Below are 20,230 nucleotides of genomic sequence, written 5' to 3' on the forward strand. Positions count from 1 at the left end.
TTTTCCGTTACCTTAATTACGCCAGCTCAGCGGCTAGCTTATTGATTTTAATTAGTAAAGATTCAAAATCAGCCATCGTCAGGCACGGATTAAGAATCGTAAATTTCAATGCGGTTTTACCATCAACAATGGTTTCACCTAATACCGCAACGCCACGAATCAAGGCTTCCAGTCTTACGACTTTGTTCAGCTCGTCCAGATCTGCTACCTGAGCATTTGCTACGCGGAATAACACTGTCGACAATGATGGCTCAGCCAGCAATTCTAAGTTGTCGTCGCTACGAACGAGATCTGCGACTTGCTGAGTTTGTTCGAGAAGATGGTCATACATGGCACCCAATGTATCTGGACCAACATTCTGCATCGTCATAAAGACTTTCAATGCGTCGAATCGCTTCGTCGTCGCAATCGACTTATCCACCAAGTTAGGCAACTCATCATGCTCACGGTTGAGGTAATCCGCATGATGCAGCAGATACTTGAAGTTGTGTTTGTCTTTAACTAACAAAGCTCCACAACTGATGGTTTGGTAGAACAACTTATGAAAGTCAACGCTGACTGAATCTGCGCGCTCAATACCTGCTAGACGCTCTTTGTGGCGGCTTAAAATCAGTGCACCACCGTAAGCACCATCAACATGCATCCACATCTGGTGTTTTTGCGCTGCATCGGCAATCACATTCAAATCATCAATTGCACCATGGTCAGTGGTTCCTGCCGTCCCAACGATGGCAAATGGAATCAACCCTTGAGATTTCGCCTCGCTAATCACTTCATCTAGCTGAGCGACATCCATCGTGCCGTTACTATGAGCATCAACGGTTAGCACCGCTTTCTCACCTAACCCCATCCAAGATGCTGATTTCTGAACCGTAAAGTGAGACTTTTTCGAGCAAATAATACGAAGTTTGTCGGCGTAATCCGGCAATCCAAATTTCTGGATAGAGTGTCCTGACAGCTTGTCTGCAACCCTATCACGAGCCAGCATTAAACCCATTTGGTTACTTTGGGTACCACCACTGGTAAATATGCCGTCAGCCTGTGTGCCAAGCTCGTACTTCTCGCACAACCAATCCACCACTTTCTGCTCCACATAAGTCGCAGAAGAGGCTTGGTCCCAGGAATCCATTGACTGGTTAAGAGACGCAATCATCGCTTCTGCTGCAACGGCCGACATTAGCGGCGGAGTGTGAAGATGAGCGATACAGTTTGAGTGCTGGGTGAAAATAGCATTCTTTGCCACTAGTTCTGCGGTGTCCGTGATCACATCCGTCAGGCTGGCATTTTTGTTGTTTAGATCAACCGCATTAATCGCCTGTTCTAACTGCTTTGGTTCAAGACCTGAATAAGGCGCATCGACTTGTTCAAAGACTTGTTTCATTGCCGCAGTTGTGTGATTCATAACTTTGCTGAACTCATCACTGCCAGACTCACCGGTATGAATGAAATGCTGTTTCCATTGCTGATTGGCGTCTTGCGGCTCTACATGGCTTCCACCAGCGACCAGAATCGCCTCTTCCAGCACTCGAAGTGCAAAGTCGATCTGCTCAAAGGTGATGATCAATGGTGGCAGGAATCGAATCACCGAACCGTCACGTCCACCTTTTTCAACCATCAGCCCTCGTTCAAGGGCTGCTCTCTGAATCGCCAAGGTCAATTCACCATCAGCGACTGGCTCACCAAATTTATTGCGTTCTGTACCGGGTTTGCGGATTTCCACACCAAGCATTAAGCCTTTGCCACGAACTTCAGCAATACAGTTGACTCGTTTTTGAATCGACTCAAGCCCCAAACGCAAATACTGACCAGCAACATTCGCATGCTCAACAAGATTATCTCGCTCGATGATTTCCAGTGCTTTCGCCCCAGAGACCATCGCCAACTGATTACCACGGAATGTGCCCGTGTGCTCACCTGGCAGCCAAGTATCATGTTTCTTATTGATGACCAGGAGCGACATTGGCATACCGCCACCAATCGCTTTCGATAGGCAAAGAATGTCTGGCACAATGCCCGCTTCTTCAAACGCAAAGTTGTAGCCTGATTTACCTACACCACACTGAATCTCGTCAAAGATCAGTAAGATACCGTGCTCATCGCAGATACGACGTAGTTCTTTCAACCAAAACGCAGGCGCAGGTACAACACCGCCCTCGCCCTGAACAGGCTCAACAACTATAGCGGCTGGTTTCATGATTCCAGCTTCATCATCATTGAGTAGACGCTCAATGTAACGGATACCGGCTCTTGCACCTTCATCACCACCTAAACCAAATGGGCAGCGCAGACTGTAAGGGAATGGCATAAAGTGCACATCTGACATCAAGCCAGTACGACGCGCTTTCGTTCCTAGATTACCCATCATTCCCATAGTGCCATTTGTCATGCCATGGTAAGCGCCACGGAAAGCAAACATGGTATTACGGCCTGTGGTTTGCTTCGCCAGTTTGATTGCAGCTTCCACAGCATCCGCACCTGACGGACCACAAAATTGGATCACGCAGTTTTCGCTCAGCTCTTGAGGAAGAAAATTCTTCACTGAGCGTATGAAATTTGTTTTGGCTTCTGTTGCGATATCCAGCGTCTGATAAGGAAGACCAGAGTCGAGCTGATCTTTGAGTGCCTGGTTGATTTCTGGATGGTTGTAACCCAGAGCCAACGTACCCGCACCGGCAAGACAATCTAAAAATATTTGACCGCGAGTGTCTTCAACCAGTGCGCCATAAGCTTGTTTGATCGCAATCGGAAGGCGGCGAGGATAAGAACGTACCGCTGATTCGTGCTCGGCCTGATCTTGTAATACCAGATCAGGTGTCAGATCATAAACGCCTGCAACGACAGGAATCTGGGTGGAAGAAAATGGTGTTGCGATAGCGGTGTTGTTCACCGAATTATCGACTTCAAAGGCTGTGCTCATGATTTAATCCCTTTGAAATGTAATTCTCCTGCCATACGTGAAATGCAAATAGCAGGTACAGTTATCCATTTCGTGTAACTCAAATAGCGCGTACACGAAATCGCTCCATCATTTCGATGGACTACATGTTCAATAGGTAAATCAAGGTTCAGTAATGCTGCTGTTTTGCAAAACAGGGCATTTAGGAAGAACTAAGCTGATTAATGGTTGTTTGTTATGTGAGTTCAATGTTGGGTTTCCCATAAACATGCCGCTACAGCGACAACAGTATCCCGTCTATCGACAAAAGGACTTGCCGATACCTACCCTACGGAGTGTTCACTCAGCCTGAATGCTCACTACGCGTATCCCCCAGAATGTCTTTTTGCGACTCACCTCCGAGATTGCGCGCGAAGTTATCACAAAATGAAAACAGTTCGCAACATTTTTTAATTTTTGGCTTTCCGATTATTTATCAACGTATCAAAAAGGCTGATCTAGCATCAGCCTTTTGTTGATTTTAAACCTCTTATGCTGCATCTGTTTTTAATATTTGAGCAAGCATATTAAGCTCATCAGTAATAGAATTGTTGACTATCAATCCTGCGTCCTCAAATGAAGAGGTTACCCCTTCCATAACAATGGTTTGCTCCTTCCCTTCATCTGTGACAGTTAACACCACATCATCTTCATCAACAACCAACTCAATCTTATCGATCAAGTCGGCGACTTCTACATTATCGTCGTCTTGCAATATATCGGTAAGGTCTATTAGATCACTACCTAATTCAAAATTATCAATGACATCTGTCCCACTATCTAGGGTTGAATCGAGCCAAGTAAAGACGTTGTCCTCACTGTCTCCAAGCATCATCTGGTTACCTAATTGAGAGGTCAACTCATCCCCGAGCTCAGCAGATAAAACTTCATATTCAGGTGAATCTGATACATCAATAGTCACCGTTGCTTCGTTACTCACTGCAAGGTCTGAGTCAACAGCCACATAGTCGAATGTAACATCTTCAGTAATGTCCTGAGTGCCTGATATATATCTTAGCTCCCAGTTCCCGCCTGTTGACGACAACTCCATTTGTACAATCGGATTATCTGGCGACGAGTAGCTAAAATCGTAAAGGATTTGGCTATTACCCACGTCTCCTTCATCTTTCTGATACTGCTCGACATGCGTGGTACCATCTTCAAATGTATACGTGACTTCTACATAAACATTACTATTAGTGTTGAACTCAGCCCCCATACCATCTAAACCAAATGTAACAACATCGAGTGGATTCTCACTAAAGTCGACAATTAAAGTTTCTTGGGTGTTCATACCATTACCATCGGTATCCCCTATCCCCCAGCCTACATGTGGAACCCCTCCGGTATATTGTTTTAGGGGTTTGTCATTGTTGTCAGCGATGCTAATTCCAATCGTATTACCGTTCTCCAGTGTAATAAGACGCTCTGTGTCGCTAACATATTCACCCCAATTGTAAAAACCATCCTCACCTAAAACGATGTCTCCTGAATCACCGCTATAGCCAATTTCAAACGGATCACCAGCCCCTGGTACATAAGTAATGTTGTCCGGGTTAAACAGTTTATCAACATCCACCTCATCTCCAATGGTATGAAGATCGGCTTCAGTCAGTACACGTGTTTCACCAAATTCATCGGTATACAGTAAGGTTCCGTACTGTGGAAGTGATGTGATCATCACATTGAGCTGGACATCATTAAAATCGTCATCCTCATCAGATATGTGGTCTAGCGCTTCAGTATCCGAGTCAAACACAATAGGCACAATAATGGCGTCACCAGCATCAACATCAAAGTCTTCTGCCACTGGAATTTCATTCACATTAAGCTCTGATAAAACCACATCAATATCAGTAGCTTTTTGTGTACCAAAACCATCGACTTCAGTCGCCGTTATCACGAGGCTATGAACATTCGCCAGTGCTTCGAAATTATTAGTAAATGCCAAGACACCTGCGGATGTGAGGGATATGGCCCCTGAACTCGGATTGATGGTAAAGAGAGGCTCATTTGAATCATTAAACACATTGGTTTTTATGCTGTAGGTAACCGCTTCACCATCCGCATCCGTCGCAGATACTGTACCAATTACGTATTCGTCATTATTGTTTTCAAAGTACGAGAAGGAGTATTGGTCACCATCATTTGGGTCAAATACAGGAGCGTTATCATCTAAATTGATTTCTTCCAGTGTGACATTGACATCTGTAGCCTTCACTTCGCCTAGACCCGCGACTTCAGTAGCGGTTACGACAAGGTTATGGATATTAGTCGCCAACTCATAATCGTTGGTAAAAGCGATTACCCCCGCGACAGTCAAGCTGATCTCACCAGTCCCCGAATCAATCTCAAATAGAGCTTCATCAGCATCGTTGAGCACGTTGGTTTTAATGCTGTAAGTTATCGCTTCTCCATCCGCATCGGTCGCATTTACTGTACCGATAACATAGGCATCAGTAGAGTTTTCGTCATAGCTAAAATAGTATTCGTCTTGCTCATTGGGGTTTTGGAATATGGGCTCATTATCATCAAGATTAAGCTCACTCAGTTCGACAGTTACATCGGTCGTTTTTACTTCACCAAAACCTTCATCTTCGGTCGCAGTCACCACAATATTATGGACGTTTGCCGCCAATTCATAGTCGTTAGTGAATGCTGTGACGCCAGCCGCAGTAAGACTAATTTCACCACTGTTTGCATCAATCTCGAATAAGGGTTCATCGGCATCATTTAGCACATTCGTGGTGATGCTATAGGTGACGTTCTCTCCATCGGCATCAATGGCGACTACCGTACCGAGCACATCGCTGTCTACCGAGTTTTCGTTATAACTGAACGCGTAGCTCTCTGTAGACTCTTCTCCATCGTAGAAAACAGGCGCGTTATCATCGAGATTAAGCTCACTCAGTTCGACAGTTACATCGGTCGTTTTTACTTCACCAAAACCTTCATCTTCGGTCGCAGTCACCACAATATTATGGACGTTTTCCGCCAATTCATAGTCGTTAGTGAATGCTGTGACGCCAGCCGCAGTAAGACTAATTTCACCACTGTTCGCATCAATTTCGAATAAGGGTTCATTGGTATCATTTAGCACATTCGTGGTGATGCTATAGGTGACATTCTCTCCATCACTGTCACTCGCAGAGACCGTACCAAGTACATCCTCATCCAATGAATTTTCATTGTATTGGAAAGAGTATCCACCATCTTCATCTGTATCTTCAAACACAGGGACGTTGTCATCGCTATTTAGCTCATTAAAGAACACATCTACGTCAACTGACTGAGGTCCACCTATGCCATCCCCCTCCGTGACCGTAACAATAATTTGATGAACATTGTCCAATAGCTCAAAGTCGTTTGCATATGAAGCGGCCCCTTCATCTGTAAAACTTATTTCACCCGTATCAGGATCAATTTGGAATAAATCTTCACCGTCATCATTCTGAATGTTCGTTGAAATACTAAAAATGAGCACATCATTATCAGGGTCAACGGCTGCGACTTGACCAAGAACCGCACCTGATAACGAATTTTCAGGGATATCGAAAGTATACGCTCCATCTTCAAAAGCAAATGTGGCCAAGTCACCGTCATTCTGAGTCTGGAAGTCATTGGTCGCAACAAATTGAGGTAGGTCATTGGTACCATTGATGGTCACGGTCACACTACCCACAGTGCCATCCGCAGATTCGATTGGAAATACATCAACCAAGGAGTCGCCTATGTTGAGCTCATCAAACGCACTGTTGGCAACGTAAGTCCAGTTACCATCCGCATCAATAGAAAAAGTACCATGTTCTCCGGCAACATCATCTTGCACAACAAATGTTGGCACATCCGTTTCTGTTGCCTCAATTAATCCATTAACAACTAAAGGAGAATCTGTTTCAAAAACCGTGACCGAGTCATCCCCAACAAATAACGCCTGTGCGACTAAATCAAGTAGTGTCAGGCTCTGAGTTTCAGACAGCCCTTGAGACTCTAGCCCAGAGGTATCAAACTCTGTCTCTGCGAGGGTTTCAGCCCCCGTTCTTTCAATATCCCCACTTCCTGTAGGGCTTGAACCATTTTGCCCCCCAGCAGCGGTCGCAAAATCTTCATTTTGCGTTGGGTCTACACCTTGTTCGATTTGTTCAAAAATGGAGGCGATTTCATTATCCAAATTGATATCGAACGTTTCCCCATCGTCGGCAATAAGCTGAGCATCAATATCCGTCGCTGCTGTGTCCCCTTGAGCAACTACCACAACGACTTCCCCCGGCCCTGGTTCTTCTCCTGGCAGCAGCGATCTTAACTGGCCATTGATATCAATCACAACAGTCGTATTTGCCATTAAGAATGGCGCTAGTGTTTTGGCATTCATAAGCAGATCCTCGGTCTGCAATACGCGCAAAACCTCTACTCCAGTGATAGAAGTTTTTTAAAACGCGCATTTATACATGATATAAACCTTAGTCGTCACGCCATCGACTCACCAGTTAATAACAAAAAAGTCCATACGAAAGTTTATAACCCTCGGATAAAGTTCGACTTTTTTATTTTCGAAAAGATTCTCATATTGCAGCGGTCTCGACTAAGCTTCCATTAGTGTATTCAAGTTCGAAGTCTGTACCTGAAGTACACCAAATACTCTCTCCTTTTTACTAACAAGGAAAATTAAAGGAGGCTCCCTTGAACTGGAAAAAAACAATTTTGGCAAGCTGCATTATCGCAATAAGCTTTAGCAGTTATAGCCAAACACTTGAGCAAGCGGTGGCAATCACACTCGCGACCAACCCTGAATTGAAAAGTGCCTTCAATGAATATAAGAGCGCCCGAAAGCAAGCTGATGCTTCCGGAGGAGCCTATCTTCCTAGTATCGATCTTGATGCGGGCATTGGTTATGAAGAAATCAACCCAGCAGAATCCACTGGACGGTCAGATACCGACCTAACACGAAAGGAAGCGACGATAAGCCTAACTCAGCTGATCTGGGATGGTAACGCTACACTGAACGATATGGACCGAACTGCTGCTGAAGCAGAGTCGATCAGACTTCAGCTCTGGGCAGATGCCTCCGATTTAGCTTTGCAAGTAACTCAGGTTTACCTAGATGCGGTAAAGGCTACCGAAGTACTGGCATTATCAGAAAGTAACCTCGCTGTGCATAAAGATATCTACCGAGACATTAAGCGCAGAGCAGAGTCAGGGATCGGGTCAACTGCAGATGTTTCTCAAGTCGAAGCCCGTATTGCTAAAGCACATGGTAATTTACTGGCAGCCCAAAATAATCTCGTTGATACTCACACCCAATTTAGGAGATTAGTCGGTCAGACCCCTCTAGGTTTGATCTACCCGAGGGCGGATGAGTCAATGCTGCCCCTTTCGCTTGATGAGGCCTTGGATGTGGCATTCAATAGACACCCTGTCATACAAGTATCAAAAGTCGATGTCGATTCTGCTCGTTATCAATACAAACAGTCTAAAGGCAATTATTACCCAACCATTTCAATCGAAGCCAGTCAGACTTGGCGGGACGATGCGGGAGGAGATGTTGGAAGTAGTGATGAAGCTTTGGCTATGCTTAGGCTCAGTTACAACCTCTACAATGGTGGCTCAGATAGTGACTTATCCGAGCGTGCCGCGTATCAATTAAACAAGGCAAAAGACTTACGCAGCAATGCCTATCGGCAAGTTGAAGAAAGCTTAAGGCTTTCTTGGAGTGCTCTTGACCTTACGCTACAGCAGAAAAACTTCTTGGCTGACCACGTTGACTCTGCTTCAGAGACTGTCATTGCATACGAAAAACAATACCGCATTGGTCAACGAACGTTACTTGATTTACTCAACACTGAGAATGAGCTTTTCGAGGCAAGGAAAGATTACCTCGATGCCCATTACTCAGAACAGTACGCAAAATATCGTGTGATGAATGCCACCGGTAACCTGCTAGATGCTTTGCTGGTTGACGTACCAGCAGAGTGGGCACAACGAGTGGAGTATTGATTATGTTGAAAAAAGCCTTACTCTCGCTCTCCGTTTTAAGCCTGACAATGTCTAACACATTAACGGCAAGCGAAGATGAATACGACTATATAGATACACCAACCGCCAATCAGATATCAGATATCACCGACGATGATAGAGATGGTGTCGTCAATGCCAGAGATATATGTCCAGACACGCCCCTCAATGCTCAAGTAGACAATGATGGTTGCGGCACTTCAGTCAGAGAAGAGGAGGAACTACAGCTTAGGATTCTTTTTGCTAACGACTCTTACGAAATTAACCCTATCTTTTCTGATCAAATCCAAACCATGGCTGAGTTTTTAGCTAAATATCAATCCGCTTCCATACAGATTCAAGGCTATGCCAGCAAAATCGGTACACCTGAATATAATTTGGAACTATCCAAGAAACGGGCTCATGCAGTACAGGATGAACTTTTATATTTTGGTACCGAGCCAGAGCGAGTAACTATCGTGGGCTATGGTGAGACGAGACTGGAAGCCGATGGCGATGATGAGACCTCCCATGCTTTAAACCGAAAAGTCACGGCTACCGTTGTTGGTTTAACGGAAAAAGTAGTTGATGAATGGACCATTTTCACAGTCATAGAAAAATAATTCATCGAAAAAAAACGCTCCTACCGAGGAGCGTTTTTTTACTGTTCAGATTTATTGATTAGCTTCAGTCGCTGGCTTATCTGCCAGCGTTGTCTTTTTTGGTAAAGAGATGTGCAGTAGTACGTAGCCTATTATCGCGGCCGTCGTTGAGCCCATCAATATCCCGAGCCTCGCATAAGTATCAAACTCTGCGTTAACTGGGCCAAATGCCAGTGATGAGATAAAAATCGACATCGTAAATCCAATACCACACAGCACAGAGACCGCAAAGATATGTCTGAAAGTGATCCCCTCTGGCAACTTCGCCACGCCCGCCTTAACGGCAATCCAACTAAAGCTAAAGATACCCAAAGGCTTACCGAGCAGCAGACCAAGAGCAATCCCTAGAGGTAGCATTGAAGTCAGCCCGTCGACAGAAATCCCTTCAAGAGAAATACCTGCATTAGCGAAAGCGAATACTGGAAGGATACCAAAGGCTACGTATGGGTGAAGTGCGTGCTCCATATGTTTGAGTGGAGACCTCTCACCTTGATTTCCTTTAAGAGGAATCGCAAAACCTATGACTACACCCGCTAACGTCGCATGCACACCAGATTTGAGCACAGCAAACCAGAGTATTGCCCCGACAATCATATAAGGTGTTAACTTAGTGACCTTCTTCGAGTTGAGCATAAACAACGCTGCGGTCATAGCAAAACCAACTGCAAGCGCAGAAGTTGATAAGTCACCTGTGTAGAAAAGCGCGATAATGACAACAACACCAAGGTCGTCAATGATAGCCAGTGCCAGTAAGAATACCTTCAGGCTTACTGGGACACGCTTACCCAGCAATGCCATAATACCTAACGCAAAAGCAATGTCGGTTGCAGCAGGAATAGCCCAACCTTGAATAGCTTCAGCATTACTGTAGTTAAAGGCAACATAGACAAGGGCTGGTGCGAGCATACCGCCTACAGCAGCGATCGCCGGGAAAATCGCGGTCTCACGAGATTTCAAAGCCCCTTCAAGAAGCTCACGCTTAACCTCCAGACCAATAAGAAGGAAGAATACAGCCATCAAGCCATCATTAATCCAGTGTGAAACAGACATGCCAAACACATAAGAATGCAACACTGTTTGATAAGTATCGTTAAGTGGTGTGTTAGCTATAGTCATTGCGATTGCAGCAGCGATAACGAGAAGAATTCCCCCTGCTGACTCCATTTTGAAGAAATCGCGAATAATATCACTCATGATATCGTCCTTTTATTTATTATGTTAATAAACGATGAACAAAGAATAGAGTTGAGTTTATAGATATCGATTCTTCAGGAAAAATCGCTTGTTTGGATGTTTAACTTCGGAATTTTCGATATAAACACTCTAATGCAACGCTTATTCCTTAAGTAATTATAGGTAAATTCAAAAAATTACCAACACCAACAAAAAACGCAGTTCCTCAAATAGTGAGAAACTGCGTTTTAGTCACTTAGTCGTTCGTTTTTACTTAGTATCCTGTCAACTGCATAAAACCTTTCGCCTTATGAGTGCCCGTCGTTTGAATTGGCCCCTCCCAATAAGGAACAACGAACGGTAGCCAGAGCTGTTGGTTAAGCGCCTGAGTTGTCAGGTTAATATTATATCGAGGGATATGAATATCCCATTGTAGCGGGATACGTTTTCCATTGCTAAATAGAGTCGACTCATGAGGTTCGATTGTTATATCTTCTGCTGATAGATTAACCACCTTTCCATCATTGCGAGACAGCGTGCCAAATAAATAAGGTAATTGCTGGGCATGGCGATAACGACTAATTGACAACGTCGTTTCATCATCAAGATGAAAGACAAACCAATCCCAGCCTTTTTGCCCCTCAACAATGAGACCACTACCCCATTCCTTGCTCATCCAAGCGCTCCCCTCAACAGGAACCAACAGACCTGAATCTAATTGAAGAGCACCCTTTACTTTGATAAATGGGCTGGTGAGATTGTAAGACGCAATCGGCAGAAGATCGTGTTTTTCAACGTAGCCTTTATCACCCGGTAATACATAAGGCCCATGAGCCACGGCTTCTAGCTGAACATTGAAACTATCGCTCGCGGCACTCAACTGTCCCGGGAACGGAGTTTGCCCTAGCGAGCGCCAAGACCAGTTATCAATCCAGAGACGAAAAGGCCGATTAGCCATACCCGCTTGACCAATACCGCCACGAGCGAGCCTTTGCTCTTTCCATACTTTGTCTTTATCCGATACAACAACGTGGGATACATAAAGTTGAGGGTTTTGCCAACCCATTCCCTCTCTATCATCCATCGCCACTCTGAAGTAGCTCCATTGAATGCCGTATTGTTTGCCATTGACATCTTCAACATTAGCAAAAAAGTGCCACCACTCATGCTGATACTCATCATGAAAGCGAAAGTCTTGGGGTATTTTAACTGGGATATTTGGTAATACGGGCTCAAACACCTGGGTCGATTTAGATTGCATCACATTCTCAACAGAGCCCTGCTGAGTAACCGGAGGGGCAAGATAGAACCAAAGGTACACTCCTCCAGCAATCACACCTGCAAAAATAAGCAGCATCAATACGCCAATCACTTTGGCTTGGACTGATTTTCGCATTTATAACGCATCCCTTAGCGATTTCATTGGCGTATTTCGAATCATCCTCAACACAGGTAGCGCTCCAGCCAACATCAATGAGCCCATCGCCATTAAACTGGTCTGGAAATACTCTTCAGGAATCATTTGCAGTTCAAGTGTCCAGCCGAAAGATTGCTTTATAACAATATCCACAACCAAGTTGGCTAAAGCGAGTCCGAGCGGCAATGCGATTAATATAGATATGGCACCGAAGACAAACAGCTGCAGCCCTCCCATTACAACTAGCTCCTTACCAGACATGCCTAAACAACGTAGTAAGGACACGTGCCTTTGCCTCGATACTTCGCCAGCTACGGTCGCAAAGAAAATACCAAACACAGCAATAATCAATGTAATATTGCCGAGTGTATCTGCAATGGAGAAGGTTCGGTCAAACACTCTCATTGCCTGCTTATGGATGTGGCCATTATCGAAAATACGCTCTGAATTCAAACGGAATACAGATTCCATACGCCGTTTAAGACCGATAGAGTTAACACCATCCTTGAGTACAGCGCCAAGTGCTACCGTCCCATTTCCTGCAAACGCATACAACCAATTTCGGTGGGAAAGCAGTACTTGGTTATACGGGTTACCGTAGTCGTAATAGACGCCAACCACTTGCCAGCCTTGTCCCAACTTGCCCGATAAATCAATGTAATCACCCGGACGGATACCAAGCTTTAGCGCCATCGATTCACTGATCATCACACCTTTAGAATGATGGAGATGATACCAGTAATTAGGAATACCCAGCTTGACCGTAAGAGAATCCAACTCACCTTCTGAAGCGCCAGTGCTGACTACTTGAAGTACACCTTTGTTGGAGTTGACTTCTTTCTCCCAGCGCCACCAAACAGAATCCACTTCCGGTTGTTTAGACAGCCAGCCACTCATGCGTGCAGCCGCACTATTATTGGGGTAGATATACAAATCAGCAGCTAGACGTTGGCTTAACCATTTATCAGTGGTATCACGAAAACTCCCCACCATGGTTTCAACGCCGATATTAGCAGCCATTGCTAACATAAATGCCATGGTTGCCACTCCACGATAGCTCATGCTAGCGGCAGCATCGGCAAAGAACCAACGAATCTTCACCCATTTAAGAGAATAAGAAAGACCATCGAAAACTTTCCATATCAAATACGGCGTAAATAAGGCGACACTCAATAGCATTAACCCAATGATTGCCAAGCCAGACTCCTGAGTTTGAGGAGCTTGATAAATCGCAATTGCAGCAACACATAATGCGCACGCTAATAAAGCCTGAATGGCAAACTCAATGCCTGCAAAACGAACCAATGATAGACGAGCAGTTAATCGAATTGGCTGTGCTCGTAACAAGCGTACCAGCGGCCAAGCACAGGCAACAAAAGCACCAATCACTGTCATATATAGACTGTAAATGCTCGACTTCCAACTCCACGCGATGAGTAGCCCAACGTTGGCATCATAAAGATCACCCAAGCTGGCTGATACCGATGGAATCAACTGGTTGGCAAGTAAAATGCCAAGGACACTTCCACAAAGCCAACTAACCAGAATGAGAACCAAAAGCTCCATACACAAAGCTTTCGCCAACTGCCACCCCGAGACCCCAGTCTGGCGCATCGCACCGACCAAAGGCTGTCTTTGAGTCAGAGATAATGACATCGCTTGATAGAAGATAAAAAGACCAACTAAAAACGCCAACATCCCCATTGCGCTTAAATTCATGTGGAAAGCCTTCGTCAGCGACTCCAACTCTGCACGAGAACTACGCATAATACTCATGCCATTAGGCAGGTACTCTTTCAAACGAGCAAGCTTTTCAGGGGGCATCTCTCCGCATGCAATGACAGAAATACCTGAACTTCTTTCTAGCATACGTAGTAAAGAAATATCAGCAATAATTCGAGTACCATTTAACCGCTCTTGCGTATCAACAACGATAGGGCCTAATTTGCTGCCATCACTCAAGACGATAAAATCGTTATCTTGCCATTTCATATGTGCCGCAAGATCTGAACTCACCATAATTGGATATGGGCTGTTCATTAACTTAAGAGAAGAGAAGTCATATATGCTGGTCGCCGGATGGAACTGCAGCATCGCAACTGGATCCACTCCCACTAACATAAGGTCTGTACCATTGGCCATGCTCACGCGCAGACTTTCAAAGGGAGCACATTGGTTGAACCCATCACGGCGAAGCTGAACATAGAAGCCCTGTGGGATTTTATTGGTCACATGTTTAGGGCGTATACGATAAGGAAGAGGATTAGAGAAAAGTTTTTCACCGTGCTCATAACTTTGTCTAGCGTGTTCATTGATAGAGGTTACTCCCACTAACAACGATACACCCAACGTAAGACCAAGCCAGACAAGAAGAATTTGAAAAGGGTAGCGTCTGTAGTGCCCAAGCAGTGCTTTAACTACGGGCCATAACATGAAGCTGCCCTCCTTGAAGACGAATTCTCCCTTCCATATGTTCGGCAACACGCTCACTGTGTGTCACGAGCAATAATGTGCATTCCAACTGGCGAGTCAGTGTGGTAAGAAGGCGCATAACCGCTTCAGCATTACGCTCGTCAAGGCTTCCCGTTGGTTCATCGGCCAACAAAATCTTGGGTTCCATATAAAGCGCACGAGCAATAGCGGCTCGTTGCTGCTGGCCACCTGAGACTTCTTCAGGGTAACGCCCAAGTAATGGCATTAAATCGAGAGCAGAGAGGATCTGGCGCCATAGCCCCTTGTCCTCAGGAAGCCCTTTAAGCTGTCGACAGAAGCGAATATTGTCAGCGACATTAAGGGTGGGAAGAAGATTAAACTGCTGAAATATAAGACCAATATTATTTCGTCGATAGGCCGTACGTTTCGTTTCAGCGATTTCATGCATGGAGAAGTTAGGAAACCATATTTCTCCTGAATCGACCGTATCCAAGCCCGCGATCAAATTCAGTAGCGTACTCTTGCCAGAGCCACTTTCGCCCATCAGAGCGACTTGATCACCTTGTTCTAATGTCAACTCAGCACCTTGTAAGACAGGGTGAAACTCGCCACCATCGACATAGCCTTTACATAGGTCTGTTAGCTGAAGCATTAAAAGTCTCTTAATCGTTCAAAATTGGACTGTGAATCTACACTAAAACCACGCTGGGAGGAAGTATTTTGGATACTGGATCACAAGATATGCATCAAAACACACCAGATGAACGATTCATGTCTAATTTTCGATCAAATTCTTCATCCAGCGTTGAGTTTTCATTCTATACAAAGAGCCGCCCCATTTAATGGCTTCTTCTGTTAAAAAGAGTAGGAAAACCCACTCAGGCTCCCACCCTAAGCCAATGGCCGCAAATGCTGCGAGGGGTATGCCAATTAACCATTGAGCAATCAAGTCTTGATAGAGGCAGAACTTTACATCTCCCCCCGCTCTGAGCACACCAACGATCACCATCATCGGGACTGAACGTAAAATGATGCCAAAACAGAGAATCACCATAAACTTCTCAGCCAGTTCACGAGTCTCATCGGTCAGCGCGCTGAAGGCATCGAGCACCACGCCTTGACATAAGTACAAGATCAACGCAACGACAATGCCAACCATCAAACTCAGTATGGTCATGCCAATCGCCTGATAATAAACCGCCTCATAGTGCTTTGCTCCGATTTGGTTACCGACCAACACCGCTGCTGCATTGGACATGCCGATCAGTAATGCCAAAGCAATGGACTCAACGGGAGACATCACAGACAACGCAGCAAGACCTTGAACACCGGACTGACCCATAATGGCGTGATAGGCAAACAGCCCACCCGCCCAAGCAAGGAAATTAAACGTAGTGGGCAGAGAAAGTTTTAGAAAACGTACAACTCGCGACCACTCCACTACTGCTTTGAGGTCTTGAATTCCAAACGCTAGAAGATGCTTTTTCGCGTAGATATAACCAAACAGCGTGGCTACTTCAATCGCTCCACTCATCACAGTAGCTATGGCGGCACCTTTGATTCCCATTGCAGGGAAGCCCAACTTACCGAAGATCAACACCCAGTTAAGAAAAATATTGGACACAATACCAATACCACTAAAAAAGGTACTGATACCGGGTTTGTGCATCGAACGCAGACCGACAGACATACTGGCCACACAGGCTACTGCAAACATGGTCACTGCTGTGATCACCAAGTACTGACTACCTAACTGATTCACTTCCTGAGATTCGGTGGTCAAAGACATAATTTCGCTCGGGAACAGGATGAAAATCACCACAGTAAACGCAGCAAAAATCATTGCTACCAGCCAAGTTAGAGCAGTACTTTCTTTGACGCCTTGCCGATCAGCCGCCCCCCAGTATTGAGCCGTCAGCAAAGCCCCACCAGTCGTTACTCCTACTAGCATGATAGTAGTAACAAACGTGGCTCTAGCGGCTACGCCGACCGCAGCTATCTCGGCTTCGCCTAACTGGCCAAGCATTAATACGTCCACTAGGCCACGACTGGAGAACATGATGCTTTGAAGCGTAATGGGTAAGGCGATAGCGATCATTCGTCGCAAAAACTCACCGCGTGTATGGAATAGAATCTGTGAGACCGTGCTCAATTACTCACCTCAAACGACAACACTATGATAGAAAGGGAAAAATATACCGTTTATTATATGATCAGCCTTGCTCATAAACCATATTATTAATAAGGGGTCGAGATGAAAAAAGTGCTAGTACTGGGCGCATCCGGCTACGTGGGTTCGCAATTGCTACTGCAATTATGTAACAAAGGCTATCATGTAACAGCAGCGGCTCGGCAAATTGAGTATTTGAAAGCACGAGTTACTCCCCACCCCAACCTTGAACTCATTTATCTTGATCTCGCTGATCAAGAAACAACACTACGTACTGTACCAGAGTTTGAGATCGTGTATTTCTTGGTGCATGGGATGGCACACGGCCATGACTTCCTTGAATACGAACTCTCCCTCGCTGAAAACTTCAAACTGGCCTTAAAAGACAGCCATATCAAACACGTTATCTATCTCAGCGCAATTCAACCTCAGACAGGTAATTCCGAGCATCTCAAAGCACGCCGAATGACAGGCGACATTATTCGCAAAGCAGGCGTACCCGTGACTGAACTCCGAGCTGGAGTGATTATAGGCCCCGGCTCTGCCGCATTTGAGATTATGCGAGACTTTGTCTATAACATGCCTCTACTTATCACTCCGAAATGGGTCGACTCTAAAGCCAACCCTATCGCTTTAGAAAACCTCAATCACTACTTACTAAAGCTGGTCGAAGAATCCCCTACCAGCCACGCACTTTTCGAGGTCGGCGGGCCTGATACTCTTAGCTATCGAGAACAATTTGAAACCATTAGCGCCGTTATTAGAAAACCTATCAAGCTCTGGTCAACATCATTACTTACGCCCCAACTCGCATCACATTGGCTGGGCATTGTCACTTCAGTTCCATCAAGCATAGGTGCCGCGTTGCTCTCTGGTCTAGAACACGATTTTATCGCCGAGTCAGATGACATTCGTCAACGCTACCCTCAAACACTTATCAGCTACGAACAAATGGTTAAAAAAAGCATCGACGAAGAAGGTCATTTTGTTCGCAGTGAAATCTGGGGCTTCGACCCTGCTGCATTGACCCGCTGGCAAGCAGGCTACGGCTATTACCCCAAACAAACTGGCGCCAGCATAGAAACAGACTTGAGTTTTGAGCAACTATGGAAGGTGATTAAGCAAATTGGCAGCAGAAAAGAGGGATACTTTTTTGCCAACCTAATGTGGCGTACAAGGGAATGGCTCGATCTGTTTTTTGGCGGAGGGCGACCGGTGCGGCGCTCTCCTCCCGGGCCAGAGTTGCAAGTGGGTGACTATATTGACTCTTGGAAAGTGATTCGCTGCGAAAAAGAGCAATTTCTGTCACTATTGTTTGGTATGAAAGGCCCTGGCCTAGGGCGCTTAGAGTTCCTATTAGAAGATCTAGGAAAAAAGCGCAGGCTAACCGTAACGGCCTGGTGGCACCCGCAAGGGCTACGAGGCTTACTTTACTGGTTTGCCATGATGCCTGCGCATCTGTTTATATTTAAAGGCATGGTGAAAGCCATTGTTCGAAAAGCAAAAGAGCTTCCTTAACGGAAGCTCTTTTCTAATCCAAAAGCACAGCAAGCTAAACTTGATAACCGATTGGAATCTCAGCCAAATGATTGCCTTGGTTACCTGGATAAACCAGATACTCGCCATGGTACTTAACGTTTGACTTGTAGTCGGTAATTTTGTGCAACATAAAACCTGCTGCCGACGCTTTTTCAACAAACTGCGCGTGGTTACCACGAACAAACCAACTCATTGGCTTTATCAGCGTTTCCCCGTCAAAACAGTCATCACACTGGTTAGTACACAGCGCGAAAGAGTTTGGGCCTTCAGTAAAAATCTGAACTTTACCGCAGTTAAGAAGCGGCTCTGACGTTGACACTTCCCAACCGCCTTCTTCCATCTGGTCGAGAAATGCATTAATTTCACTGTCTTTAATCACTCGCTCCGCTTCCCCTTGAGGGAAAAACTCAGCATAGAACTTAGAAATACGCTGGAAGGTAAACATCAGCCCAGCTTCGTTACCTTTCGAGCGCCCCGCTTTTTGCCAGCGAGTGAGATCATCAACCACGCAGCGATGGAAGCGTTGTGATTTGAGAGCACGAGTCACCCAACGCACCAGATAATGATTGTTCGCCACAGGCGCATCTACAGCCTTACCTGATTTATGATCAGTGGCCAGCTCTTCCAGAGCGGTATTGACTAAGTTTTGAATTTCAACAGTGTACTGAGACATTACGCCTTTCTTCCAAATATCCAGTAAAATGCGGCGGACAGAATTGAACACGCCGTCATAACAGTAATCATTGGCCAAGTCGCCCCATCAGGCAACACAGCAACCACAACGCCAATCACAGAACCGGTGCCAAAGCGCAGCGTTCCTGCTAGTGAAGAAGCCGTACCCGCCATAGCTGGGTATCCACTGAGCAATAAGCCCATGGTGTTACTACCAATTGTCGACAAGGTACCAATGAAAAGGACCACGAAAGGTACAGTGCCCCACAGCCCTAGGTCAAGCATCCAACCAACAAATAACCCCAATCCAGCGACAAGTTGCACCAACAGAGCAAATCTGAGCATGGCATGGGAGCCGACCTTCTTCACCAGACGGCCATTAATCGTTGTCATAATGATCATCGCCACGATGTTCAGTGCAAACAAATAGCCGAAATGATTAGGTTGCACGCCATAAATATCGATATAGACAAACGAACCTGCGGTCAGAAACGCAAACATACCTGCAAACGAAAATGAACCAGACAGAATTAATCCCATTGCAATCGGGTTTCGACATAAGCGGACATAGTTACGCATTGTGGTAGCAAATCGAAACGGTTGCTTATTCTCTTTACTTAACGTTTCTGGGATTTTCCAAAGGACTAATGCAATCACTACCGCAGCAAATGCAGCCAGAATCCAGAAAATCGCGCGCCAGCCAAACCAAACCGCCACATACCCTCCAATCATAGGGGCAATTAAAGGGGCAATGGTAATGACTAAGGTCACAAACGACATAGCACGAGAAAAATCCTCGCGATCAAACATGTCACGAACCACAGCCTGAATGATGACAGCCGCCGCTGCGCCCGCAAAGCCTTGTGCTGTACGTACCCAAATCAGGGCTTCTATGCCCGTTGTGGTGGCACTCACTACAGATGCAAGTCCAAAAAACAAAACACCTAAGATCAGAACGGGCCTACGGCCATAACTGTCGGCGAGTGGACCATGAATCAACTGACCAATGGAAAAACCTGCGGTATACGCGGTTAAGGTAATTTGCACTGCCCCGTCTGCCACGCCTAGGTCACGGGCGATGGTTGGCATCGCGGGCAAGTACATGTCGATGGCTAGTGGCGTCAATGCGCCGATGGCACCCAGAACAAGAAAAAGAAGAAAAGTGATTTGGGGTGCTTTGGTTTGCTCTAATGCAGTATCAGACATAAATCTCCTACTCGGTTGCGTTAGATATGCAG

At 45.6% G+C, this 20,230-nt stretch carries 12 protein-coding genes; 3 read left to right on the top strand and 9 right to left on the bottom strand.

The features are described 5' to 3' along the window. Positions 1-16: 16 nt before the first annotated feature. Positions 17-2,917 (bottom strand): pyridoxal phosphate-dependent class III aminotransferase, encoded by a 2,901-nt coding sequence (locus L1D31_RS10655; protein ID WP_239837109.1) that lies wholly within the window; start codon positions 2,915-2,917, stop codon positions 17-19. Between the two features lie 508 nt (positions 2,918-3,425). After that, positions 3,426-7,307: a VCBS domain-containing protein gene (locus L1D31_RS10660; RefSeq protein WP_239837110.1), complete on the bottom strand. Its 3,882-nt coding sequence runs from the start codon at positions 7,305-7,307 to the stop codon at positions 3,426-3,428. Between the two features lie 308 nt (positions 7,308-7,615). Between L1D31_RS10660 and L1D31_RS10665 the strand changes: the two genes are divergently transcribed. After that, positions 7,616-8,929, top strand: a complete 1,314-nt coding sequence (locus L1D31_RS10665; protein ID WP_239837111.1) for a TolC family outer membrane protein — start codon at positions 7,616-7,618, stop codon at positions 8,927-8,929. Positions 8,930-8,931: 2 nt separating this feature from the next. Then, positions 8,932-9,549 (top strand): OmpA family protein, encoded by a 618-nt coding sequence (locus L1D31_RS10670; RefSeq protein ID WP_239837112.1) that lies wholly within the window; start codon positions 8,932-8,934, stop codon positions 9,547-9,549. Positions 9,550-9,600: 51 nt separating this feature from the next. On the opposite strand, the gene nhaA is transcribed toward L1D31_RS10670, so the two are convergent. The 5 genes from nhaA to L1D31_RS10695 all read right to left on the bottom strand — a co-directional run bounded on the left by nhaA (position 9,601) and on the right by L1D31_RS10695 (position 16,763). After that, entirely contained in the window at positions 9,601-10,782 is a 1,182-nt protein-coding gene (nhaA, locus tag L1D31_RS10675; protein WP_239837113.1) for a Na+/H+ antiporter NhaA, read from the bottom strand. Positions 10,783-11,035: 253 nt separating this feature from the next. Further along, positions 11,036-12,022, bottom strand: coding sequence for a lipocalin-like domain-containing protein (locus L1D31_RS10680; protein ID WP_239837374.1), 987 nt, complete (start codon positions 12,020-12,022; stop codon positions 11,036-11,038). Between the two features lie 135 nt (positions 12,023-12,157). Then, a complete protein-coding gene (locus L1D31_RS10685; protein WP_239837114.1) occupies positions 12,158-14,611 on the bottom strand; it encodes an FtsX-like permease family protein in 2,454 nt (817 codons plus the stop codon). Then, a complete protein-coding gene (locus tag L1D31_RS10690) occupies positions 14,592-15,263 on the bottom strand; it encodes an ABC transporter ATP-binding protein (RefSeq protein WP_239837115.1) in 672 nt (223 codons plus the stop codon). The genes L1D31_RS10685 and L1D31_RS10690 overlap by 20 nt, the downstream gene beginning before the upstream one ends. Before the next feature lie 123 nt (positions 15,264-15,386). Next, a complete protein-coding gene (locus tag L1D31_RS10695) occupies positions 15,387-16,763 on the bottom strand; it encodes an MATE family efflux transporter (RefSeq protein WP_239837116.1) in 1,377 nt (458 codons plus the stop codon). A gap of 102 nt (positions 16,764-16,865) precedes the next feature. Here L1D31_RS10695 and L1D31_RS10700 point away from each other — a divergent pair, with 102 nt between their 5' ends. After that, a complete protein-coding gene (locus tag L1D31_RS10700) occupies positions 16,866-18,299 on the top strand; it encodes a DUF2867 domain-containing protein (protein ID WP_239837117.1) in 1,434 nt (477 codons plus the stop codon). Between the two features lie 34 nt (positions 18,300-18,333). On the opposite strand, the gene L1D31_RS10705 is transcribed toward L1D31_RS10700, so the two are convergent. Both L1D31_RS10705 and L1D31_RS10710 read right to left on the bottom strand, forming a co-directional pair. Then, complete coding sequence (locus L1D31_RS10705) at positions 18,334-18,993, bottom strand: DUF2913 family protein (RefSeq protein WP_239837118.1); 660 nt, start codon at positions 18,991-18,993, stop codon at positions 18,334-18,336. Continuing rightward, the gene (locus L1D31_RS10710) at positions 18,993-20,198 is read right to left on the bottom strand and encodes a Bcr/CflA family multidrug efflux MFS transporter (RefSeq protein WP_239837119.1); all 1,206 of its coding nucleotides are present in this window, start codon (positions 20,196-20,198) and stop codon (positions 18,993-18,995) included. The genes L1D31_RS10705 and L1D31_RS10710 overlap by 1 nt, the downstream gene beginning before the upstream one ends. Positions 20,199-20,230 lie beyond the last annotated feature (32 nt).

This window comes from Vibrio sp. Isolate23, from assembly GCF_022398095.1.
In the GTDB taxonomy this organism is placed as follows: domain Bacteria; phylum Pseudomonadota; class Gammaproteobacteria; order Enterobacterales; family Vibrionaceae; genus Vibrio; species Vibrio coralliilyticus_A.